We start from the raw sequence: 22,343 nt of genomic DNA on the forward strand, positions 1-22,343 counted from the left end.
CGTTTCAAACCCGTTCCGGTGTTCTCGACCGTGCCGCTTGCGGCGCCTTTCGAAGCGCCGGTTTCTCCGAACTGAACAGCAATTTCAGCTTGCCCTGCACCCGCTCGACCTCATGAGCCAGCAGCCCGACAAGCTCTTTCTGACGCGCCTCACCCATGCGACTGTCGATCGCGGCAATCGACAACGCTCCTGCAAGCCGTCCGTCGGGCAGCAGGATCGCCATGCCGATCCCCCAGGAATTGGCGATGACTCGCCCGGGATTGAGCGCGTAACCGAGTTCGCGTGAGCGGGCGACATCCTCTCGGATAATCTGAGGCGAATAGCCCGGATATTGCGCGGCAATGACGCCTTCAATGCGGCCGAGGACCGCCTCGACCTCCGCATCCGGCAATGCCGCCAGCATCGCAAGCGAACCGGCGCCGACACCGAGCGGGTTCTGGTCGCCGGTCAGCAGCGCATGGGTGCGCACCGGATGCGTGCCCTCCTCGCGATGCAGACAGACGGCGTAGTCGTCACGCCGCATCGAGACGAAGCTCGTGTCGGCCGATTTGCCGGAAAGCCGCTTCAGGCTTTCGCCGGCCATTTCCAGAAGGCCGTGCCGGCGAGAGGCCAGCATGCCGAGCACGTAAAGCTCGCCGCCGAGATAATATCGGCGGGTAAGCTCGTCCTGTTCGACGAGGCGGGAGCGCATCAGCGCCATCAGCAGCCGTCGGGCAGTGGGTTTGTTGAGGCCGCTATCGGCGACCACATCGGCGAGCGCGACACCCTTTTCCGCGCCGCGGCCGACGATAGAGAGAAGCTGCAGCGCCCGCTCCACAGCCTGCGAGCCGGAAACGGCACCTTCCCGAAGACCCGAGGGGATCTCGATCACCTGTTGCATATGCCGTTTCCCATCAGATGCATGGCCGCCACCGATCAGCTCAATGACTTGCCGATGGCCTTTTCGAGGATCGCCCAAGCCTCGTCGCCGTATTTCGACTTCCAGTCCTTGTAGAAATTGGCAGCGCGCAGCTTTTCCTGGAAAAGCGCGCCGTCCGGCTTGTTGAACTTCATGCCCTTGCCTTCGAGTTCGGCCTGGACGGTGGCGTTGAGGCCCATGACGTCCTTGCGCTGCAGCTCGGCGGCGGCGTTGAAGTGCTTAGAGACGATCCCCTGCAGATCTGCCGGCAGCGCCTGCCAGGAGCGGCGGTTGAGGAGAATCCAGAAACCATCCCACATGTGGTTCGTCATCGAGACGTATTTCTGCACCTCGAACAGCTTTGCCGTCGTCAGGATGGCGAGTGGATTTTCCTGTCCGTCGACGATGCCGGTCTGCAATGCGGTATAGGTTTCGGCAAAGTTGATGCTGGCGGGCGCCGAATCGAAGGCGGTGAACATCGAGGTCCAGAGCGGGCTGACCGGCACGCGGATCTTGAAACCTTCGAGATCCTTCGGTTTTTCGATCGGCCCCTTGGACGAAGTGATCTGCCGAAAACCGTTGTCCCAGATCTTTTCGAGCGTCAGCAGACCCTTCTTCTCGATCTCGCCGCGAACATACTTGCCGAGTTCGCCGTCCATGGCTGGCCAGACCTTGTCGTAGCTCGGGAACGCGAAACCGACGCCGTTGAGCGAGGCATTCGGCACCAGGGTCGACAGGATGATCGGCGACAGGCTGAACATTTCGACGCCGCCGGAACGCACCTGGTTCAGCATGTCCGTATCGGCGCCGAGCTGGCTCGACGGGAAGATATTGATCGCCATGCGACCACCGCTCTCCTCCAGAATCTTGGCGACAGCCTCCTTGGCGCGAGTGTTCATCGGATGCGTCAGCGTCTGGTTGTTAGCGAACTTATAGGTGAACTCGGCGGCATTGGCCGGCCGCGTGCGGATCGAAAAGGTCGTGGCGATGCCGGTCGTGGCCGCGCCCAAAAGAAGCGTTCTGCGATTGACGTTCATGAAATCCTCCTCCGAATTCAGTTCCCAGTTTTTTGCCTCACAGCCTCTAGAGAAAGGCGGTCGAGAAATAGGGCACGGCTGCGATCACCAGAAGGCCGATCATCAGCGCGCCGATATAGGGCCAGATGGCCTTCATCGCTTCGTCGGGCGAAACATTGCCGATCTTGCAGGCGATGTAGAAACCGATGCCGATCGGCGGCGTCATCAGGCCGATATTCATCGCCGTCACCACCACCATGGAATAGTGGATGTCGTTGATGCCGAGCGAACGAGCGACCGGAAACATGATCGGCGCCATCAGCACGATCGCCGGCAGACCCTCGAGCACGCAGCCGAGCACCATGAAGATCAGGATGGTGACGCCCATGAAGGTCAGCCAACCACCTGGCAGGCCTTGCACCGCCTGCACAAGCTGGGCTGCGAACCCCGTCTGGGTCAGCGCCCAGGCCATTGCGGACGCGGCACCCAGGATCATCAGGATTGCGCCGGAAAGTGCCGCCGTCTCCACCAGCATCTCATAGAGCTTCTTCAGGCTGATACCGCCGTAGAGCGTCGCCCCGATGATCATCGCGTAGAGGACGGCGATCGTCGAAACCTCCGTCGCGGTGGCAATGCCTTCGCCGACGGCGGTGCGGATCAGGAACGGCAGCACCAGCGCCGGGGCGGCGACCAGAAACGCCTTCTTGATCACTGAAAGCGGCGCGCGGCGAACACTGGCCATGGATTCGTGCCGTGCCTTCCAGCGCGCCAGGATCGCGAGAACCAGAAGCAGAACCATGGCGATCGCAAAACCGGACGTGAACAACCCCGCGATCGAAACGCCAGCGGCGGATCCAAGCACGATCAGCACGATCGACGGCGGCACGGTTTCCGCCATCGCCGCTCCGGTCGCCAGCAGCGCGATCATCTCCGGCGGCTTGTGGCCACGGCGTTTCATCTCCGGAAACAGCGCCGGTGCGACGGTCGCCATATCGGAGACCTTGGAGCCCGAAATGCCGGACACCAGGAACATCGAGCCGAGCAGGACATAGGACATCCCGGCCCGCACGTGGCCGAGCAGCGAGGCCAGCACCTCGACGATCGCCTTGCCCATGCCGGTCGCATCGAGCACGCAGCCAAGCAGCACGAAGATCGGCACCGATAGCAGGATGATACTCGACATGCCCTCGTCCATGCGGCCGATCATCACGAACACCGGCACGGAGGTCGTGAACGTCAGGAATGCCAGTGTCCCAAGGCCGAAACAGAAGGCGATCGGCACGCCGAGCACAAGAAACAACGCCACGAAACCGACGAGGAAGATCGGGATGTTCCAGTTGCCGATCTGCTTGAGGCCCGGCCCGACGAGCCAGAGCAGCAGGGTCGCGACGGCGATGACCACCACCGATATCGCGACCTGCCTCAAGGTCGATCCTTTCAGCGCGTTGATAACCGCGAGGATCAACATCAGCCCGACACCAACGGGCAGGGCCGCAGCGCGAAAGCTCATCGGAATATTGAGCGCCGCCGAGGTGATGTAGGATTCCTCGATCGCGTATTCATAAGCCGGCCGCAGCATCACGCCGAGGAAAAGCGCCATCAGCAGCAGGGCCAGCGTGTTGGCCAATCCCTGCACCCTTTCCGGCAGCATGCCGACGAAGAGCGTCAGCCGCAGATGCTCGCTGCGGTCGACGGCCATGGCCGAGCCGAGCATGGCAAGCCAGAGGAAAGAGATCGATGCCACCTCGTCGATCCAGACGATCGGCAGCGAAAAAACGTAGCGGGAAATAACCCCGACCAATAGAAGCGCGATGATCCCGACGAGAAGCGCAGCGGCAATCGCCTCCACCGGCCGCATCCAGACGGAACCGCTCTGCTGCGGCGCCACGCCTTCGAGACCGGCGAGCAGCGAAGCCTCGTCCATGGGGTCGATTGTATTCTGGGCTGCCGTCACGCGTCATCCTCCTCTATGCTGCGAAGGGGACAGGCGAAAGAAACGCTCCGGATCGATCGCGGCCAGGCCGCAAATCCAGGCGGACAACACCCTCTCCGGCGTCACCGCTTCTTCTCCCGGCGTCCGGCTCCTCCAGCCATCCGCAGTGGTCCATTATCTGGATCTTGTTCTCCTCAAGTTGCCGGAGTTTGCTGAAAACAGTTAAATTAGGCAAGCTTGAATTTGCCGGAAGATGATAAAACTTGAAAGACGATCCATAGTATGGACTGGCTTACACCGTACCTTGGATCGCCTCAGCTCAAGCTACCGGACACCGTCACATGCAGCCCGCCGTCAATCGGGAGTTCCACGCCGGTGATGTATTTCGCCTCGTCGGATGCGAGGAAAACCGCGGCCCAGGCGATATCCCAGCCATCCCCCTGCCGTTTCATCGGCGAAAGCGCGTCCCTTTTGGCCTTCATCTCCTCGGCAGAACCATAATAGCCGCTGATCTGCTTCTGGATATGTGGCGTATCCATCACGCCCGGAAGAATCGCGTTGGCGCGGATGCCTTTGGCCGCATATTCGATCGCAATCGCGCGCGTGAAGTGGTTCAGCGCCGCCTTCGATGCATAATATGAAACGTAGGGATAGCCGGTCCATCGGATGGAGGCGAGCGAGGAAATATTGATGATCGCCCCGCCGCCCTGCTTCTCCATGATCGGCAGAACGGCCTTGCAGGTGAGGAAGGCGCTGGTCAGGTTGACGTCCATCACCTTGCGCCAACTCTCTTCGGTTGCCTCCGCCACACCGCCCGGCAGGTTGATGCCGACATTGTTGTGCAGCACATCGATACGGCCGAAACGTTCCATTGTCGCTTCGACTACGGCAGAAATATCACTGGATCTGGTGACGTCGGCGGCGAGCGCCAGACCTAAGCCGCCCTCGGATTCGATGACGTCGACCGTGTTCCTCGCTGCATCGAGATCAACGTCGACGCAGACGACGCTGCCGCCCTCGCGGGCATAGGCGACGGCGGCGGCCTTGCCGTTCCCGAAACCCGGGCCGACCGAACCAGCGCCGAACACGAGAACGACCTTGTTCTTCATGCGATCCATAAATTGCTCCTCCGAGCCACCCTCCCCGGCGGCTCGAAACAACTTAGGGTGCGGTTTTCATTCGGTCCATGTTCAATCGCGGACAGATCATGTTCAAAAAGTACCCGACTACTCGAAACGGCCTGATGTCGGCGGCCATTGGCGGCGACTACCCGAAATAGCTGGCGTTATCTTTCTTCGGTAAAGCCGGCCCCGAATGCGCCTCGGCTGAGATATCGGGCATGGTCCCGGACATCCCTCGGCCAGCTCTCCGTCAACTCCCTGAAGCGATCCTCCTGCCCCGCATAAAGCGCCCGCGCCGCGTCCTCATATCCCGGCTGATCCCCGCCGAGCGCCCGCATGAAACGATCGGCGACCTCCTGAGCCCGGCGCCTATCATCTCCCGCACTACCGGCGGCACGTGCTGCGTCGACGAGTTTGCGCAGCACCACGGAGGCGCCGCCCGGCTGCTGACCGAGCCATTCCCAATGCCGCGGCAGCAATGTCACCTCGCGTGGCACCACGCCAAGCTTCGGCCGGCCGGGCCGCCGCTCCACCGGCTCGACAGGCTCCGCATCATCCTTGGGAAGGCGACTGAGACAATCTTCGAATGTGCCGCGGAGATCGAGATCGACCGGCTTTCCGGTCGCATCGTCGAAGACCAGAACGCTTTCATGGCCACCGGCCTTGATCGCCGTTACGACTTCCGCTGGTGATCCGCCCGCAATGCGGTTTTCACCTCGAAACGCCGTCCAATGAAAATTCGTCATCTGCTTCCTCTGTCTTGAAAGGAAGATTTACCCGGGTAAAATGAACCCGTCAATCAGGATCAGGCGGTCCGCTGTCTGAGGCGCCCCAAACTGTCGCGAAGATGACCGGCAGCGCGGATGATCGCCCGCCGCGCCACCGGTTCGATGGTCCTTGCGATCACCCAGGCGACGAAGAGCAGGACGGCTATCAGCACCACGGCTACCAGCCAGCGGTTCTGTTCCGTGCCGAAACGGGCAAACACGGCGTAACCGATATTCTGGTGCAGCAGGTAGAGCGGGTAGGTGAGACCGCCGAGCCCGATCGCCAATGCCGGAGAAATGCGCAGCGACGGCGCCGTGGCGCAGACCGCAACCGCTGCAAGCGCCAGCGGCCCGATCAGCGCAAGCCCGACGGCACTGCGGCTCAGCCCGTATGTTGCGACGAAATCCGGTTCGGTCAGGAAGGGTGTGGCGATCGCCCAGCAGACGGCGGCGGCGAGCACGCAGAGGCTCGAAGGGGAAACATGCTGCCTCACCTTGTAGAGCGCCAGGCCGAAGGCGAAATAGCCGGAATATTCGGTGATCAGCAATTTCTGGATCGCGCCGCTGCCGATGAAGGCCTCGTTGACGATCGAAATCGCCAGCCACGCCAGCACGACAACGCGCCAGCCGCGCTCGAAAAGGCCGGTGGCAATGAGCAGGAAAACCCAGAAGTAGAAGATGATCTCGTAGGCGATCGTCCAATAGGCACCGTCGAGAAAGGGCTGGCCGAGGCCGCGCGAGATGATGACGGCATGCGCCAGCCATTGCCTGACCGTCGGCGGATCCAAGGTCGGCACATGCCAGACTGCGAGCACAGCGGCAGTGATCGTCGCGCAGACGATGAAGGTCGGCCAGAGCCTGGCAAAACGACCGGCGGCAAAATCATAGGCCGTGCGGCCTTCCGCCGACATGGTGATGACATAGCCGGAAATGGCAAAGAAGATCAGCAGCCCAACATCGAACCACATGGCAAAGGGGGCGAGTTCCGGAAAGCCGATACCGCCACCCTCGCCGGAAATCCGCATGCGAAAACCGTAGTGGAACGTCAGCACCATCAGCGCCGAGACGAGGCGCAGGATATCCAGGTTCAGCAGCCGTGGCGTCTTCGGGGCCGTCATCCGATCCTCTGGGGTGAAATAGCTTAAGGCCAGACCCTATCGCACCTGCCTTTGGAAAAGGTGAATCCATCCCGAGAATACGAGCGTATCCGATTGGACTGCCTCAGGTAACGCCAAGGACTTCCCTTTCCTTGCGGAATATCGTTTCCTATCAAATTCATGACAGGACCCACACAAGATCCTGAGGGAGGTTTCGATGTCGATTTTTCTCTGCGGCGCCTGTGGCACCTCCTTCGCGGAGGCCGAAGAGGCGCCGGAAGCGTGCCCTATCTGCACAGACGAGCGCCAATATATACCGCCTTCCGGCCAGGCCTGGACGACGACAGAAAAGCTTGCACGGACGCATCGAAATGCTTGGGTTCAGCTCGAGCCGGATCTGATGGCGATCCAGACCGCTCCAGCCTTCGCCATCAACCAGCGCGCCCTGCTGCTTCGCACGCCGGCGGGAAACATCCTTTGGGATTGCATCGCGCTGCTGGACGAGGCGACGAGGGAGATCATTCAGGCTCTGGGCGGCCTCAGCGCCATCGCGATCTCCCATCCACACTACTACACGACCATGCAGGATTGGGCCGCGGCCTTCGACGCGCCGATCTATCTGCATGCCGCCGACAAGGAATGGATCTGCCGCCCATCTGATTACGTCCGGCTCTGGGATGAGGACGCGCTGGTGCTCTCCTCTTCCGTCACGCTGGTCCATGGCGGCGGACATTTTGCCGGCGGCACCGTGCTGCATTGGACGGGAAAGGACGGCAAGGGCGTGTTGCTCGCCGGCGATATCGTTCAGGTCACGCCGGGCACCGACCATGTCTCCTTCATGTGGAGTTATCCCAACATGCTGCCGCTCAGCGCCGCGGAGGTGGCGGATGTCGCCGAGCGGCTGACGCCCTGGCCGTTCGAGCGGATCTACGGCGCCTTTTCGCACCAGAATGTCCGCCAGGATGGGCAGGCGATCGTCGCCCGCTCCGCCAGGCGTTATATCGACCGGCTTTCCAAATGAAAAACGCGCGGGTGTTGTCACCCGCGCGTTCGATAATTCCGAAAACCGGATCGTTTACTTCAGCCCGAGAAGCTTCTTGGCATTGCCCTCATAGATCTTCTGGCGGGTGGCATCGGAGATGTCCATGTTGTCGAGAACCTTGATGGTCTCGCGGATGTACATCGGGCCGCCTTCCGGATCGAACGGCGCGTCGGACGCGAAAAGCACCCGGTCTTCACCGAAAAATTCGATGGCGTGCTCGATTGCCTTGGTCGAACCGAAGCTCGCCGTGTCCGCATAAAATTCCTTGAAATATTCGAGATGCGGGCGCTCCAGCGCCTTCAGCACGGTGGAGAGGTCGCGGTCGGATGTGCGCTTGCCCATCTGGTCCCAGCCGGCACCGACGCGGCCTTCGAAGAAGGGCACCATGCCGCCGGCGTGGTGGGTGACGACCTTGAGACCCTTGTACTTGTCGAAGATGCGCGAGAAGACGAGGCGCGCCATTGCCGCCGAGGTTTCATACGGCCAGCCGAAGGTCCAGAAGATCTCGTATTCCGAACGGTCTTCGGTCAGGTAGTCCGGGAAGTTGGCGCCACGTGACGGGTGGAGGAAGACCGGCTTGCCGGACTTTGCCATATATTCGAAGAAGGGCTCGAACTGCGGCAGGTCGAGCGGCTTGCCGCTGTAGTTGGTGAAGATCTGGACCGCGCAGGCGCCGAGATCTTCGACGACCCGCTTGGTTTCCGCCATCATCCATTCCTGGTTTTCCATCGGCACGGTGGCGATGAAGGCCGGGAAGCGTTCCGGATATTTGTCGCACAGTTCCTTCTGGGAATCGTTGCCGATCCGACCGAGGTCATAGGCGCGCTCGGGGCCGGCCAACTTTTCAAGCGGCGGAGAAGCGAGCGACAGGACCTGCTGATAGTCGCCGCCGAACATGTCCATCACCTGGAAACGACGGTCGAGATCGGTCATCATCGGCACCGCGCCCGAGCGCATGGTGACGTCGGTCATCGTGCCGATATAGCCGATCAGCTTGTCGAAAAAGGGCTTTGGCCAGATATGGTTGAAAGCGTCGATCTTCTTCATGGAATGCTCCTCCTGTCTATCCCTGCTACGGCACCGCGAACTTAAGGGAAGTTCGGTGCCCAGAGGCGTTTAAAAAATCCGCGAGCCGAGCGATGTCGAGATCTCTGCCATGCTCCGTCGCGGCAAAATGCGAAGGCGGTCGCCGAAAGTCAACACATTTTCTTGCAATATGAGATTATCGGCTTGAAATTCTATGTCGATGCGAGGCGAGCGCGGCGGTGATCTCGCCGGCTGCGAACAAGACTTCCCGGCCGATCTCCTCCACGGTGGAGCCGCCGACCTGATCTTGAGCGATCGTTACGGAAAAGCTGGCGATGGGGCTCTGGCCCGCATCGAAGATAGGCGCTGCGAAACCGACGACGCCCGGCGTCACTTCGCCATGGGCCACGGCGTAACCCTTCTTGCGCACCGACTTCAGCCCGTCCAGGACAGCTTCCACCGTATCGCCGGCGCCTGCCGCCTGCCAGTCGTCGAGCGTGCGATTGATCAGCGGCAGCAGATTGCGGCGCGGCAGGAAGGCGACGATGGAGCGGCCGATCGCGCCGCGGCTGAGCGGCATCGGCCGCCCGCGCGGATAGCTGCTGATCGCCTCGCGGCTGGAACTGATCGAATCGACACAGAGGATCTTTTCACCGTACCAGCGCACCAGAAGCGCCGTGCATTCGTATCGCCCCGTGAGTTTCTGGAGGTACGGCGCGCCGGAAAGGATGAGATTGTCCGACTTCCGTAGGAGATAATCCATCTCCACCACCCTTGGTCCCAGGGTGAAGCCGGTATTCGGCATGGAGGTGAGGAAACCGCTGTCTTTCAGGATCTTCAGGTAGCGATAGAGCGTCGGCCGGCTATAGCCCAGCTCCTCCATCAGCTCTTCCGGCGTCCATTCCAGACGGTCCTCGGTAAAAACCTCAAGCACTGCCTGAAGGCGTTCGAGACTGTTGACGGCCTTTTTTCTCAAAGATGCTCCCGCTCTTTCCTGACGGCGCGCGACATCAGACCGGCCGGACCTATGCGGCAATAACGATAACTGCGAAAACTGCAATGGCAAGTGGTGCTACTCGGCCGCCTTCAGCGGAGGCAGGCGACTGCCGCCAGGAGTGCTGACTGCCTCCTCCGTCGCGACCACGCGCCGGATCGCCGCCAGATATTCCGCCTGGAGAGCGGTCGGCTGCCAATTGCGGCGGGTGGTGATGCCGATCGACAACGGCTTTCCCGGCACTTCATAATTTAGAAGCGTCAGGAACCCGGCCTTCAATTCGTGCCGGAGTTGATGACGGGACAGCAGCGCCAACCGGTCCGTCTGCATCAGGATGCCGCGCAACGCCGTCAGTGAGCCGGTCTCGACTGTTCCCTGCGTCTGCGGTCCATCCGGAAACGTCGCCGCCAGGGCATCGAACGTTCTACGGTTGGGGGTGCCCTTGCGGGCCACGACCCATGGGTAGGAAGCAAGTTCGGTTGCCGAGACATCCGCCTTGCCGGACAGCGGATGACCGGAACCGGCGACAACCGCGAGGCGGAAATCGAAAAGCGGCTCCTGAACCAGCGACGGCGTCAGGCGGCTGCGCAGCGCGCCGATCAGAAAATCGATATGTCCCATCTCCAGATCGCTGAGGAGCTGTTCGTAGCTGCCTTCGAGGATCTCGAACCGTGCCAGCGGATGGGTGAGGGCCAGCGAAGCAATAGCATCGGGCACGATGGTGGTACGCGCCATCGGCAGCGCGCCGATCGATACAAGGCCATCGAACTTGCCGCGCAGCTCCTGCACTTCCTCGGTGGCGTTGCCGAGTTCCTTTAGCGAAAGGCCGGCCCAGCGGGCAACGGCACGGCCGGCGCTGGTGAACCTCGTCGTCCGGCCGTCGGCCTCGAAAAGGTTTGCACCGAGGATCGCTTCTGCATTGCGCGCGGTGCGCTGAACCGCAGCACCCGATTGTTCGAGGATGCGCGCGGCACCCGGAAAGCCGCCGGTCTGGGCAAAGGCCTGCAGGGCGCGCAGGTGGGAGATCGTCAGCCGCGCGTCCGCACCGGAGCCGCGCGAGCCGGAATCCGCCTGGAGTTTCTGGCAGCCGGTCCGGATAAGATCGAGCGCCCTGAGCGACCGGGCCTGGACGACGCGCCCCTCGGGCGTCACCATCGCATGCCCGGGACCGCGTTCGAGAAGCTTGGTGCCGAAAAGTTCTTCAAGCCGGGAAATCGCCTGCGATGCCGCCGGCTGGGTCACCCCCACGATATCGGCCGCCTGCGTCAGCGAGCCGGTGCGCAGGCAGGCGCAGAAAAGACGGATATGGCGCAGATTGGGATAGTCCACGTATCTGTCCTCCCCTGCCAATCTCCTCCCGGCAGCGGGTCGAAACGGTGCAAGCCCAGCACTTGCCCCGTTTCGGTTAAGTCACAATGCGATGCTGCGCTCGCCGGTCAGCTGTTCGTTCATCCATTCCGCGCTGGCACGGATGCCGCCGAGCGGAAAGACATGGATCTGCTGAAGCAGACTTTCCGGATGGGCGGTCTTGTAGTTGGCGATGTCAGCCAGCACTTCGGTCGGCTCGTAGGGAACCAAGAGCTTGCTGAGATCCATCGCGCGCTTCTGCAGCACGCCGAGCGAGGGGCCGACGCCGCAGGCGATGGCGAACTTGATGAGCGTCTGGAGCTTGGTCGGGCCGGCAATGCCGAGATGGATCGGCAGCTTGACGCCGGCGGCAGCGATACGCTCGGCCCAGGCGATCACCGGCTTGGCATCGAAGGCGAATTGGGTGGCGATCGCCATCTCCGCATCGGTGCGCTCGGAATAGGCCTGCTTGAACTTCAACGCCTCGTCGACGATCCTGTGACCGCCATCCTTGTCGATGTCCTTGTTGCCTTCCGGATGGCCGGCGACATGCAGCCGCTTAAAGCCGTAGCGGTCGAACAGGCCGGTCTCGATCAGCTGGATGGAACTGTCGAAATCGCCGGCCGGGGTCGATACGCCGCCGCCGAGCAGCAGTGCCTGTTCCACGCCCGCCTCGTTTCTGTAGCGCTTGATCCAGTCCTCCAGGATCGCATGGCTTGCAATGATGCGGGAGGGAAAATGCGGCATGACGGGGAAGCCGTCTTCGTGCAAGCGCCTTGCGGTCTGCACCATGTCCTCGATCGGCGTTCCGTCGATATGGGCGATATAGACCCGCGTGCCCTTCGGCAGCAGTGTCTTGAAATCTTCGATCTTGGCCGCCGTGCGCGGCATGACTTCGATGGAATAGCCGTCGATAAGGTCCCTGAAGCTGACCGGCTCCACGGACTTCTCTTCCTGCTTGCTCCTGAACAAATTTAAAAGTGCCATTGTTGATCCTCCCCCCGTTTAGCCAATGAAAAACGTCCGGTCAGACGGACGGAGCGGCGTGCGAGAACAGCCCGTTCTCGCACGCCCATTGCTTAGAGGGCCTTCTTTGTGCGCCAGCTTTCGGCGTAATTTTCACGCGCTTCCTGAGCGTAGGGCACGGCTGCGACGCGAACGCGGATCTCGGCCTGCTTATGGCCCTGCTCGACCGAGGTCTTGGAAGTACCGCCATCCGGCTCGCCCCAGATGAGCGTCAGGATGTCGTTTTCCTCGATGTCGGCATCGACGACGCCGAGCGACAGCATGGAACGCTCGTTGTAGCTATAGCCGTTGAACATCGACAGGCCGACGACCTTGCCATCCTTCAGAACCTTGTCGAAGCTCGACGAAGCGTAGTTGGAGAGCGGGAAGTCGATCCACTTGGCAGCCTGTTCGCCGGGCTGGAAAGCCGAAGCGATAACCTTGACGACGTCGTCGGAATTCCACTCGAAGGTGACCTTGCGGCGCTGCGGGGTCGCCTTCTGCTTTTCGACGGCCGCGCGGCCGACGAAGTCGTGGTCGAACTTGACGTAGACGCCGTAACCCAGTTCGTAGGGGTTCAGATAATAGTCTTCAATCTTGTCGGAGACGTAGCTGCCGCCGATCGAACCCGAAGCTTCGTAGCTCTGGGCAGAAAGCCAGTCGCGATAGGCCTGCAGTTCGTCACCGGTGTAGATCGCCGGAAGCGGCGACGGGATCCAGCCGGATTCCAGCGTGTTGGTGGCATAGGCGCGGCTGCCGACCGGGCGCAGATCGACGCCGGCTTCTTCAGCAGCCTTGATGATGGCCGCGCGGACTTCGTCCTTCTCCGCATACGGACCCCAGATTTCGAGACCCGGAGCGCCGGCCATGCCGTGGCGCAGAGCCTGAACCTTGCGGCCGCCGACATTGATCCAGTCGACGTGGAAGAACTTGATTTCCGGGATAGGGCCGCCGTTCATCTTTTCGAAGACCTTCGGCGCATCCGGACCCTGGATCTGGAAGCGGTAGTGGATGCGGGTGACAAGCTTGCCGTCCGGACGCGAGGGCGAACGCGGGTCGTGGGTCAGCTTGACGTTATGCTTGCCGAGCGACGCGTTGTAGAGCAGCCAGTTGGCGGTCGGCGCGCGGCCGACGAGAACGAACTTTTCTTCGGTTTCGCGGAAGATGATCATGTCGCCGATGACATGGCCGGCAGGCGTGACCGGAACGTAGTGCTTGGCGCGGTCGACGCCGAAATTGGCGAAGCTGTTGATCGACAGGCTTTCAAGGAACTTGGCAGCGTCCGGACCTTCGACGACCAGTTCGTCCATGTGATGCGACTGGTCGAAAAGGACGGCGCCTTCACGCCATGCAGCCTGTTCGGAACGCCAGTTGGAAAATTCCGGAGCCACGACCGGGTATACATAGATGCCGGTCTTGGAGTTACGCAGATGCTCGACGGTGTTGCCCGCATCCTTCAAAACTTGAGTGAGATTGGCCTGAGTCACGGAATTCCTCCCTATGGTTTGTCTGTGGCTTGAGATGTCGTGTATACATGACGGCATCGGCAGACAAATTCAAGGGGAAATATTCGGCAGGCTGATGATCGCCTTCGGATAGTAAACCGAAGGCTTCCGGCCATCAAAAACCTTCAGCGGACACCCTAGCTTTCAGGAGTTGAGGAGCACCAGGCCGGGAACGGTCAGCATCAGTTCCGGATCCTCGAAGACCGCATATTCGAGGTTCTTTCGGGCGATGCGGGCATGTTCGCGGGCGATAAATTCCGCTCTTGCACCTTCACGGCCGGCGATCGCCTGCACCAAAGTGCGATGTTGTTCCTGGGCGATATGCAGCGACTGACGGAAGGCCGCCACGTGGGCCCGGCCCGACAGGAAAGCCGATGGCGACGCGAACGGCAGCCGCGTCGCGCGCTCGACCTCCCGCTGGATTACCGTGCTGCCGGAAAGCTCGACCAGCACCACATGGAACTTTGCGTTCGCCTCCGAATAGGCTTCCAGATCCACCTCGTCGGCGGCTTCCCCGAAACAATCGTCAAGCCGAGCCTGGATTTCCCGAAGCTGATCCAAGCCGGCCTGCGAAACGCCGCGTTCGGCGGCAAGCCGCGCCGCCGTCCCTTCCAGTACACCGCGCAGCTCGATCGCGTCGACGGCATCCGCATAGGTGAAGCTTCGGACCACGAAACCGCCATTCGCCAACCGGTCCAGCAATCCCTCTTCCGCAAGACGCGACATCACTTCGCGCACCGGCGTTCGGGAAATCTGCAGCGTCTCGGCCAGCGAAACTTCGAAAAGCCGGGTGCCTCCGGGGTAGTCGCCGCTCAGGATCTTCTTGCGCAGTTCCATCAGCGCACGCATCGTGTGGGTCGTTCTCGAGGTCTCTTCCAAATCCGCACCTTTGCCTGAAGACAAGCCGGCGCAACCTCCGCCTGTCGATCGGCAAATCTTAGCCACATCTGATGGATTGGCCAAGCCTCATGTATACAGGCGGTTCAGGCTGTGGATGATGGCACGGGGTTTGGAGCGTAAAACATACCGCGTATACAAGGCAACGCCCTGAAGACGCGATCTTATTTGCCTTGACGCCGAGCCGAAAGGACCCGCGCAATTGTATCCCTGAGATCGCCGGTCGGCTTTACGCCGCTCGCCGCCATCTCGTCCTGGACCGCGGCAATCTCGCGGGCAAGACCGCCGTTCAGCCCCAGCGCATCGAGCGTGACGCCGCTTTCGCGCATCTCGGCGGCCCGGCGGCGGCCGTGGCGGGTCGTGCGCTCGAACTGGTAATCCGGGAATTTCGACCAGTCGAGGCCCGGAAAGCTCTGGGAGAGCGAGGTCAGGATCTCCTCGAAACAGCCCGACGCCTCCGCCGCAAGAAGAGCCTCGACGGTGATCGCTTCCAGGCCCTTCACGAATACCGAGCGCACCATCTTGATGGCTGTCGCAGAACCCACGGCTTCTCCGGCAACATCGGCGCTGAAGCCGAGACCGCGAAAACGTTCCAGAAGCTCGGCCGCGCTTTTGCCGGCAATCAGAACCGGCGTCGCATGGCCCTTCGGATGGACCGGGGCCATCACGGCCATGTCGAGGTAGTCGGCGCCGGTCTGATTGACCAGCGCGGCGGTCTCGCACTTGCGGCCGGGGGACACGGAATTGATGTCGATCAGCAGCGCGCCCTGGCCGAGATGCGGCGCGATCGACTGGGCAGCGACGAGGCTCTGGTCGGCGGTGACTGCGCTGAAGATCCACTCGGCATCGGCAAGACCCGCGGGCGAGGCTTCCGGCCGGACGCCGCGGCTGGTCATCGCCGTCTGCATCTCGCCCGCCTTTTCGGCATCGTTAAGCAGGAGATCGTAGGCGCGGAATTCGCCGTTCTCGAGCTTCGGCGCCAGGCTGTCATGAAAGGCGCGTGCCGCTTCGCCAAAGCCCAGGAATGCTATCCTCATGCGCGTGTCCTACCCTCAGTCGCCGAAAACAACGCCGTCGAAAAGCTTGCGCGCCGTGCGCAACACCGCCGCGCGATGGACTTCGCCGTCCTTCATGGTGGCGATGACGCTCATCTCGCCGGTCGGGTGCTCGATCGACAGCAGCTTCTCGTCGCCCCCCGGAATGACCGCGAGTTCCGACGCCGGACCTTCCGGCAGAAGGCAGGCGGTCGCCACGCTGACCGCGCCGAGCACGCCGATCGCATCATGGCACGTATGCGGGATGAAGGTGCGGGTCGAGATCGCCCCGCCCGCCGTCGGCGCGGAGACCATCGTCATCTTCGGCACGGATTTCTTCGCGACGTCACCGAGGTTCATCATCGGCCCGGCCTTCAGCCGGATCGCCTCCAGCTTGGCGCGCAGCTCCTGGTTCGCTTCAAGATCCTTCGGGCTTTCCGTGCCGGTAATACCGAGCACGTCGCCGCGCATGACGACGCAGGGCATGCCGTTGTCGATCAGCGTACAGGCAACACCTTCGATCACGTCAACCGGGTTTCCGGTCGGCAGCAGCGCGCCGCAGGAGGAACCGGCCGTATCGGCAAACACGATCGGCACCGGTGCCGAAGTCCCCGGCACCCCGTCGATCCGGGCCTCGCCCTTGTAGGTCACCTGGCCGCCGGGCGTCTCGATCGTCGCAATGGCGATCTGCCCGGTGTTTTCCATGAAGATCGAGACTTCGGTCTTGTCGCCCTTTGCCGCCACCAGCCCGCGCTCGATGGCGAAAGGCCCGATGCCGGCGAGGATATTGCCGCAGTTCTGTGCGTCGGTGACGATCGGCTGATCGACGAAGACCTGCAGGAAGAGATAGTCGACATCGACCCCTTCCCGCTCGGATTTCCGAACCACCGCCACCTTGGAGGTCAGCGGGTGGGCACCGCCCATGCCGTCGATCTGGCGGGGATCGGGCGAACCCATCACCCGCAGCAGGAAATTGTCACGGTCGGTCGGCAGGTCATCAGCGAGAAAATATCCGCCCTTGGAGGTGCCGCCACGCATCCACATGCAACGGACGCCGGTTTCAGTTTCACTCATCTCGATCTCCCTTCTTCTCCCCGGTGGGGAAAAGAGAAAACGGCCTCCACCGCTCAGATATACTTCAGGCCCCTTTCGGCGAGCTTGCCGCGCATGTCATAGATATCGAGGCCGAGTTCACCCGCGGCAAGCCGCTTGCGCTTGTCTTCTTCAGCGGCGACCCGGGCTTCCGCCTTCTTGGCAACCGCTTCGGCTTCCTCGCGGGCAACCACGCAGACGCCGTCGTCGTCGGCAACGATCACGTCGCCGGGCCGAACATAGGCGCCGGCGCAGACGACCGGAATATTGACCGAGCCGAGCGTTTCCTTGACCGTGCCCTGAGCATAGACCGCCTTCGACCAGACCGGGAATTTCATCTGGGTGAGATCGACCACGTCACGCACGCCGGCATCGATGATCAAGCCCCTGCAGCCGCGCGCCTGGGCGGAGGTCGCAAGCAGGTCGCCGAAATAACCGTCTTCGCAGGGGCTGGTCGGAGCGAGAAGCAGGATGTCGCCGGCCTTCAACTGCTCGATCGCCACATGCAGCATCCAGTTGTCGCCCGGAGGCGCCGAGATGGTGACGGCGCTCGCCGCAAGGCGCGCACCCGGATAGATCGGCCGCATGTAGCTGGCGAGCAGGCCCTTGCGGCCCTGCGCTTCATGCACCGTGGCGACACCGCAGGCGGCCAGCCGGTCGATGACCGACTGATCCGCGCGTTCGATATTCTGGACGACGACCGGCATCAGAGTTCGTCCCCTATCAAAGTTCGTCGACGGTGCGCGGGAAGACTGACTGGAAACCTTCCGCATGGGTCGACTTGCGTCCGCTGGCCTGGCCACCGGAATTGCGCATGAAGTGGTTGCCGCGGTTCTCGGCGACGTTCTTGTAGAAGTGCCAGAGATGTTCCTGACCTTCCATGCACTGGATGGCCGCCCACTTCTTTTCCCAGACGGGAGAGATGTCGAGGAAGACGTCCGGCTTCCATTCCATCTGCTCGGTCTGGTGCGGTTCGAAGAGATAGAGCTGCGGCGCGCCAAGGATCTTTTCGCCCGGATTGTGACCCCAGGCCTGGGCGATCATGCGCGCTTCGATCGCTACCTGCGTGGCGTACATGTGGTCGGTATTATAGGGGTCCCACTTGGAATGGGAGAGCATGAATTCCGGCTGAACCTTGCGGATCACGTCGACCAGCTTGAACTTGGCGTCCTGGTCGACGACCAGCGGATAGTCGCCGAGATCGAAGAACTGGATGTCGGTAACGTCGAGGGCCTTGGCAGCATTTTCCGCTTCCCTGCGGCGCTCGGTCTTCACCTTTTCGAGCGTCATGCCCGGGTTCTTCCAGAGCTTGGCGCTTTCGCCGCGCTCGCCATAGGACAGGCAGACGACGGTGACGTCGTAGCCTTTTTCCTCGTGAAGCGCGATCGCGCCGCCGCAACGCCAGACGAAATCCGCCGAGTGGGCGCTGATGACCAATGCTGTCTTTGCCATGGGATGCCTCTTGACTTACTTGTGTGCCACTGGCGGCGTGCCGTGCGTGTGGAAGGTTTCGATCGTCTTCATCCCCCAGGCCTGGCCCTTCTTGCGGTCGGCTTCGGTCCAGACGACCGGCTTCCAGTCGGGACGAAGGATCAGTCTCGCGCCTGCATTGGCGAGCTCTACGCGGTTGCCGGCCGGCTCCCAGACATACAGGAAGAACGTGCCCTGGATGGCATGCTTATGCGGACCGGATTCGATGTGAACGCCATTTTCCAGGAAGATGTCGGCGGCACGCAGGATGTCCTCGCGCTGGTCGCAGGCATAGGTGACATGGTGGAAACGGCCGTGCGAACCGGTATGGTCCTCGGAGCAGGCAAGGTCATAGGTCTTGTTGTTGATGGTGAACCAGCAGCCGCCGATCCGGCCGTTGTCGAGCTGGATCATTTCGGTGACCCGGCTGCCGAGCGCCGTGGTCATGAATTCGCGGATCAGGCTGACATCGGCGGCAAGCAGGTTGACGTGGTCGAGGCGGCGCGGGCTTGCGCCGCGACCATGATAACGTTGGGCAATGTTCTTGAGCGCCGGCTTTTCCTCCGGCGGCGCCACATATTCCCTGGTGTTCCAATAGAGCTCGAACAGGTGGCCGTCGGGACTCTTGAACTGGTAGGCGCGGCCATGACCGAGGTCGCCTTCGCTCCAGCCGACGCCCCAGCCCTTTTCCTCGATCACCCTGACGCGGCGCTCCAGCGCTTCGGCGGACGAGGTGCGATAAGCGATGTGGCCGACACCGGTCGTGTGATGCCTGGTGAGCTTCAGCGTGTGGAATTCGTAGTCGTCATAGGCGCGCAGATAGACGCTGTCGCCCTCGCGGCCGCTTTCGGTCAGCCCGTAGACACGGGTGAAAAAGTCGAGCGACTCGTCGAAACGGTCTGAATAAAGCTCGACGTGGCCGAGATGGGCGACATCATAACAGGGTTCGGTCATGGCTTTTCCTAGATGATCGATCTATCGCGCCCGGCGGATAGGCGCATCTCCTCCAAAAATCGAGCCCGCGTCCTCCACTCCAACACGGCCGGCGCATAGGGCACCGCAGCTTGGCATGAAGACATAAAAGCAGATCGGCAGCCTGACGAATAGGTTCTGCTGACGCGGCATAAGTTTTGGTTGAGATCAGGGAAAAGCGGCTTGGCAAATGGCGAGCGAAGACGGGGCTTTAAAGTCCCGAAGGAAACGGCGCGACGGCAGGACCGCCGCGCCGGAAGACATTACCCACCGATATAGGGCGCAACTTCGTGAAAGCCGCGCCAGATCATTTCGAGCGCGACGTAAAGGATGACGGCGAGACCGACATAGGCAATCCAGCGATGCTTGTTGAGCAGGCGGGCGATGAAGCTCGCCGCAATACCCATCAGCGCGATCGACAGGACCAGACCAAAAATCAGCACGCCCGGATGTTCGTGGGCAGCACCGGCAACAGCGAGCACGTTGTCGAGCGACATGGAGACGTCGGCAATGACGATCTGCCAGGCGGCCTGGGCGAAAGTCTTGCGCGGAGCCCCGCCGGCAACCGTGCCATCGGCGTTGAGGTCGGCCTCCAGCAGCGCTTCGCTGGCTGTATCCTCATGATGATGCGGCGTACGCAGCTCCCGCCACATCTTCCAGCAGACCCAGAGAAGCAGGACGCCCCCGGCCAGCAGCAGGCCGACGATCTGCAGCAGCTGGGTCGTGGCAAGCGCGAAACCGATACGCAGCACGGTCGCCGCGATGATACCGACCAGAATGGCTTTGGACCGCTGTTCCTTCGGCAGGCCGGCAGCCGCGAGACCGATGACGATCGCGTTGTCGCCGGCCAGCACGAGGTCGATCATGATAACCTGCAGGAGCGCGGACAACGCCTCCGGCGTAAAGAATTCCATCATTTGGCACCCAATCTCTTAAAAGGCGGGAGTGCCCGCGTGTGGACCGAGACGAACCTAAGACGCTCACGACCTGCATTCCGCCTGCCGTGTAGGTCACCGCCGTTGTCGTCACATGATTTCCACAAACACCAGGCACCCAAGTTGGACTAATCCAGTCCGACATCACAGCTCAGAGATGAACTGTCAGAGGGGCCCGGTCCTGGTGGCCTGAGATTTAGCGGCATGATTGCAGAAACTCAAGTGGCGAGTTTATGAAACAGCCCGCAATAGCGCTGTTTCCGGCCGGATCGTTGACGATCCGTTGCAATTCCACCCCGCAATACAGATGCAGGTGGCGGCCGGTCTTGCGGCCGCCACCTGAGATTACGCCACGTTTGGGACTACGAAAGGGTCGGATCGAGCTTGTCGCGCAGCCAGTCGCCGACGATGCTGATCGACAGCGTGGTCAGCATGATCACCACCGAAGGGGCGAGCATGATCCACGGCGCGCGGGTCAGGTATTCGCGACCGAAGCCGACCATGTTGCCAAGGCTCGTTTCCGGCGGCTGCACGCCGAGGCCGAGGAAAGACAGCCCGCTTTCCATCAGGATGATTTCCGGGAAAGTCAGCGTCATCGAGACGATCAGGGTCGAGGCGACGTTCGGCAGGATATGATGGAAATAGACGCGTGCCGGCGTCGCGCCGAGCTGCACGACGGAGGCCGCATATCCTTGAGAGCTTGCCGAGATCGCCAGGCCGCGGGCGATGCGGGCGTAACGTTCCCAGCCGTAGAAACCCATGAGGCAGACGAGCAGCACCATGGACGAGCCGAAGAAGGCAAGCACGGCGAGCGACATGATCAGGAATGGCAATGCTGCCTGGAAATCGGCCAGCACCAGCACGAGATGCTCGACCGCACCCCGGAACTGCGCGGCCGCGAAGCCGAGCGCCGTACCGAACACCGCCGACAGGATCGTCGCGCCGAAGGCGATGATCAGCGACACCCGGACCGACTGGAGGAGGCGCGAAAGCACGTCGCGGCCGAGCTCGTCGGTACCTAGCAGATGTTTCAGGGCGCCCGGATGGGAAAGGCGGCTCGACAGGTCCATCGCGGTGATGTTGTAGGGGCGGATCTGGTCGGCGAAGATCGCAACCACCACCATGGCCGCCAGCCAGAGAATGCCGAGACCGACGGTGAACGGCACGTTGCGGCGAAGGCGGGTGACGAAAGTCGCATACCAGCCCGGCGTCCGCGCGGTTTCCGACAGATTGATCGTAGCCATATCTCTTTATCCTCAATGCGCCGCGTTGGAGCGAAGGCGGGGGTCGAGCCAGCCGTAGAGCAGGTCGACGACCAGGTTCGAAACCACCATCGCGGCGGCGATGATCAGCAGGATGCATTGGACGACGGCAAGGTCACGGTTACTGACCGAGACGATCAGCAGGCGGCCGATGCCCGGCCATGAGAAGATCGATTCGACCACCACGGCGCCAGCGATCAGCGAACCGACCATGAAGCCGACGATCGTCACGATCGGCACCGCCGCATTCGGCAGCGCATGGTTCCAGACCACGTCGCCCCATTTCAGGCCTTTGGCGGAGGCGGTGCGGATATAGGGCTGGCCCATCACCTCGATCATGGCGCTGCGCGAGAAACGGGCGAGGATGCCGATACCGCCGATGCTCATGGTCACCGTCGGCAGGATGCCGTGCATCCAGGTATCCTGGCCGCCGGACGGCAGCACGCCGAGGATGACCGCGAAGATCAGCACCAGGAGGAGGCCCATCACGAAGGACGGGATCGTGAAGCCGAGTACCGCAAGCAGGATCACGCCACGATCGGCAAAGCTCTGGCGATGCAGCGCCGCATAGACGCCCGCCGGAATGCCGAAGACAAGCTTGAGAAGCAGCGCCGGCAGCGTGAGCTGCAGCGTCGCAGGCAGGCGCTGCAGCACCAGATCCAGTGCCGACGCCTTGTCACGCATCGACACGCCGAAATCGCCGGTGAAGATCGATTTGATATAGGCGACGTATTGGATCCAGAGCGGCTGGTCGAGCCCCCAGGAACGGCGGAACGCATCGACGGCTTCCTGCGGCACGTCCGGGCCGAGCATGACCTGCGCCGGGTCGCCCGACATGCGCAGCACGACGAAGGCGAAGGTGACGACGGCAAAGATGGTGATCATTGCCCGAAGGAGTCGGACGGCTATGAAGCGGATCATCAGGAACTC

21 protein-coding genes are annotated in these 22,343 nt (G+C 61.9%); 1 reads left to right on the plus strand and 20 read right to left on the minus strand.

Features of this window, described 5'->3' with window-relative positions; genetic code table 11:
- Positions 1–4: 4 nt before the first annotated feature.
- The 6 genes from ACZ9IU_RS21370 to ACZ9IU_RS21395 form a co-directional block, all read right to left on the minus strand.
- Positions 5–880: an IclR family transcriptional regulator gene (locus ACZ9IU_RS21370; protein ID WP_051899868.1), complete on the minus strand. Its 876-nt coding sequence runs from the start codon at positions 878–880 to the stop codon at positions 5–7.
- 35 nt (positions 881–915) lie between these two features.
- Positions 916–1,935 (minus strand): TRAP transporter substrate-binding protein, encoded by a 1,020-nt coding sequence (locus tag ACZ9IU_RS21375; RefSeq protein ID WP_038546863.1) that lies wholly within the window; start codon positions 1,933–1,935, stop codon positions 916–918.
- A 46-nt stretch (positions 1,936–1,981) separates the two neighbouring features.
- A complete protein-coding gene (locus ACZ9IU_RS21380) occupies positions 1,982–3,838 on the minus strand; it encodes a TRAP transporter large permease (protein ID WP_038549815.1) in 1,857 nt (618 codons plus the stop codon).
- Positions 3,839–4,161: 323 nt separating this feature from the next.
- Positions 4,162–4,965 carry an SDR family NAD(P)-dependent oxidoreductase gene (locus ACZ9IU_RS21385; RefSeq protein WP_038546866.1) on the minus strand — a complete coding sequence of 268 codons (804 nt, stop codon included), beginning with the start codon at positions 4,963–4,965 and terminating at the stop codon, positions 4,162–4,164.
- A 167-nt stretch (positions 4,966–5,132) separates the two neighbouring features.
- Entirely contained in the window at positions 5,133–5,714 is a 582-nt protein-coding gene (locus ACZ9IU_RS21390) for a DUF2239 family protein (protein ID WP_038546869.1), read from the minus strand.
- A 59-nt stretch (positions 5,715–5,773) separates the two neighbouring features.
- A complete protein-coding gene (locus ACZ9IU_RS21395) occupies positions 5,774–6,853 on the minus strand; it encodes an acyltransferase family protein (RefSeq protein WP_038546872.1) in 1,080 nt (359 codons plus the stop codon).
- 196 nt (positions 6,854–7,049) lie between these two features.
- Between ACZ9IU_RS21395 and ACZ9IU_RS21400 the strand changes: the two genes are divergently transcribed.
- On the plus strand, positions 7,050–7,853 hold the full coding sequence (locus ACZ9IU_RS21400; protein ID WP_038546873.1) for an MBL fold metallo-hydrolase: 804 nt from the start codon (positions 7,050–7,052) through the stop codon (positions 7,851–7,853).
- 54 nt (positions 7,854–7,907) lie between these two features.
- Here the strand turns inward: ACZ9IU_RS21400 and ACZ9IU_RS21405 are convergent, their stop codons facing one another.
- The 14 genes from ACZ9IU_RS21405 to ACZ9IU_RS21470 form a co-directional block, all read right to left on the minus strand.
- A complete protein-coding gene (locus ACZ9IU_RS21405) occupies positions 7,908–8,921 on the minus strand; it encodes an amidohydrolase family protein (RefSeq protein ID WP_038546876.1) in 1,014 nt (337 codons plus the stop codon).
- A 175-nt stretch (positions 8,922–9,096) separates the two neighbouring features.
- A complete protein-coding gene (locus tag ACZ9IU_RS21410) occupies positions 9,097–9,876 on the minus strand; it encodes an IclR family transcriptional regulator (RefSeq protein ID WP_038546879.1) in 780 nt (259 codons plus the stop codon).
- A gap of 96 nt (positions 9,877–9,972) precedes the next feature.
- Positions 9,973–11,223 carry a LysR family transcriptional regulator gene (locus ACZ9IU_RS21415; protein ID WP_051899870.1) on the minus strand — a complete coding sequence of 417 codons (1,251 nt, stop codon included), beginning with the start codon at positions 11,221–11,223 and terminating at the stop codon, positions 9,973–9,975.
- A gap of 81 nt (positions 11,224–11,304) precedes the next feature.
- Positions 11,305–12,228, minus strand: coding sequence for a methylenetetrahydrofolate reductase (locus ACZ9IU_RS21420; protein ID WP_038546881.1), 924 nt, complete (start codon positions 12,226–12,228; stop codon positions 11,305–11,307).
- Between the two features lie 92 nt (positions 12,229–12,320).
- Positions 12,321–13,733 carry a vanillate/3-O-methylgallate O-demethylase gene (gene ligM / locus ACZ9IU_RS21425; protein WP_038546884.1) on the minus strand — a complete coding sequence of 471 codons (1,413 nt, stop codon included), beginning with the start codon at positions 13,731–13,733 and terminating at the stop codon, positions 12,321–12,323.
- A gap of 162 nt (positions 13,734–13,895) precedes the next feature.
- Positions 13,896–14,654: a GntR family transcriptional regulator gene (locus tag ACZ9IU_RS21430; protein ID WP_038546887.1), complete on the minus strand. Its 759-nt coding sequence runs from the start codon at positions 14,652–14,654 to the stop codon at positions 13,896–13,898.
- A gap of 158 nt (positions 14,655–14,812) precedes the next feature.
- Positions 14,813–15,685, minus strand: coding sequence for an NAD(P)-dependent oxidoreductase (locus ACZ9IU_RS21435; protein WP_038546890.1), 873 nt, complete (start codon positions 15,683–15,685; stop codon positions 14,813–14,815).
- 15 nt (positions 15,686–15,700) lie between these two features.
- Positions 15,701–16,756, minus strand: coding sequence for a 4-oxalomesaconate tautomerase (locus ACZ9IU_RS21440; protein WP_080719239.1), 1,056 nt, complete (start codon positions 16,754–16,756; stop codon positions 15,701–15,703).
- Between the two features lie 53 nt (positions 16,757–16,809).
- A complete protein-coding gene (gene ligK, locus ACZ9IU_RS21445; RefSeq protein ID WP_038546892.1) occupies positions 16,810–17,481 on the minus strand; it encodes a 4-carboxy-4-hydroxy-2-oxoadipate aldolase/oxaloacetate decarboxylase in 672 nt (223 codons plus the stop codon).
- Between the two features lie 16 nt (positions 17,482–17,497).
- Entirely contained in the window at positions 17,498–18,226 is a 729-nt protein-coding gene (locus tag ACZ9IU_RS21450) for a PIG-L deacetylase family protein (protein WP_038546894.1), read from the minus strand.
- 15 nt (positions 18,227–18,241) lie between these two features.
- Entirely contained in the window at positions 18,242–19,198 is a 957-nt protein-coding gene (locus tag ACZ9IU_RS21455) for a VOC family protein (protein ID WP_038546896.1), read from the minus strand.
- A 281-nt stretch (positions 19,199–19,479) separates the two neighbouring features.
- Positions 19,480–20,133, minus strand: coding sequence for a TerC family protein (locus ACZ9IU_RS21460; protein ID WP_038546898.1), 654 nt, complete (start codon positions 20,131–20,133; stop codon positions 19,480–19,482).
- Positions 20,134–20,513: 380 nt separating this feature from the next.
- A complete protein-coding gene (locus ACZ9IU_RS21465) occupies positions 20,514–21,395 on the minus strand; it encodes an ABC transporter permease (protein WP_038546900.1) in 882 nt (293 codons plus the stop codon).
- 12 nt (positions 21,396–21,407) lie between these two features.
- Positions 21,408–22,334, minus strand: a complete 927-nt coding sequence (locus tag ACZ9IU_RS21470) for an ABC transporter permease (RefSeq protein WP_038546902.1) — start codon at positions 22,332–22,334, stop codon at positions 21,408–21,410.
- Positions 22,335–22,343: the final 9 nt, after the last annotated feature.

This window comes from Mesorhizobium sp. USDA 4132 (assembly GCF_056279545.1).

Excerpts from the sequence above, each read along its gene's own strand:
- ACZ9IU_RS21370 (WP_051899868.1), bottom strand. The coding sequence starts at position 880 with ATGCAACAGGTGATCGAGATCCCCTCGGGTCTTCGGGAAGGTGCCGTT.
- ACZ9IU_RS21375 (WP_038546863.1), bottom strand. The coding sequence starts at position 1,935 with ATGAACGTCAATCGCAGAACGCTTCTTTTGGGCGCGGCCACGACCGGC.
- ACZ9IU_RS21380 (WP_038549815.1), bottom strand. The coding sequence starts at position 3,838 with ATGGACGAGGCTTCGCTGCTCGCCGGTCTCGAAGGCGTGGCGCCGCAG.
- ACZ9IU_RS21385 (WP_038546866.1), bottom strand. The coding sequence starts at position 4,965 with ATGGATCGCATGAAGAACAAGGTCGTTCTCGTGTTCGGCGCTGGTTCG.
- ACZ9IU_RS21390 (WP_038546869.1), bottom strand. The coding sequence starts at position 5,714 with ATGACGAATTTTCATTGGACGGCGTTTCGAGGTGAAAACCGCATTGCG.
- ACZ9IU_RS21395 (WP_038546872.1), bottom strand. The coding sequence starts at position 6,853 with ATGACGGCCCCGAAGACGCCACGGCTGCTGAACCTGGATATCCTGCGC.
- ACZ9IU_RS21400 (WP_038546873.1), top strand. The coding sequence starts at position 7,050 with ATGTCGATTTTTCTCTGCGGCGCCTGTGGCACCTCCTTCGCGGAGGCC.
- ACZ9IU_RS21405 (WP_038546876.1), bottom strand. The coding sequence starts at position 8,921 with ATGAAGAAGATCGACGCTTTCAACCATATCTGGCCAAAGCCCTTTTTC.
- ACZ9IU_RS21420 (WP_038546881.1), bottom strand. The coding sequence starts at position 12,228 with ATGGCACTTTTAAATTTGTTCAGGAGCAAGCAGGAAGAGAAGTCCGTG.
- ACZ9IU_RS21435 (WP_038546890.1), bottom strand. The coding sequence starts at position 15,685 with ATGAGGATAGCATTCCTGGGCTTTGGCGAAGCGGCACGCGCCTTTCAT.
- ACZ9IU_RS21440 (WP_080719239.1), bottom strand. The coding sequence starts at position 16,756 with ATGAGTGAAACTGAAACCGGCGTCCGTTGCATGTGGATGCGTGGCGGC.
- ligK (WP_038546892.1), bottom strand. The coding sequence starts at position 17,481 with ATGCCGGTCGTCGTCCAGAATATCGAACGCGCGGATCAGTCGGTCATC.
- ACZ9IU_RS21450 (WP_038546894.1), bottom strand. The coding sequence starts at position 18,226 with ATGGCAAAGACAGCATTGGTCATCAGCGCCCACTCGGCGGATTTCGTC.
- ACZ9IU_RS21455 (WP_038546896.1), bottom strand. The coding sequence starts at position 19,198 with ATGACCGAACCCTGTTATGATGTCGCCCATCTCGGCCACGTCGAGCTT.
- ACZ9IU_RS21460 (WP_038546898.1), bottom strand. The coding sequence starts at position 20,133 with ATGATGGAATTCTTTACGCCGGAGGCGTTGTCCGCGCTCCTGCAGGTT.
- ACZ9IU_RS21465 (WP_038546900.1), bottom strand. The coding sequence starts at position 21,395 with ATGGCTACGATCAATCTGTCGGAAACCGCGCGGACGCCGGGCTGGTAT.
- ACZ9IU_RS21470 (WP_038546902.1), bottom strand. The coding sequence starts at position 22,334 with ATGATCCGCTTCATAGCCGTCCGACTCCTTCGGGCAATGATCACCATC.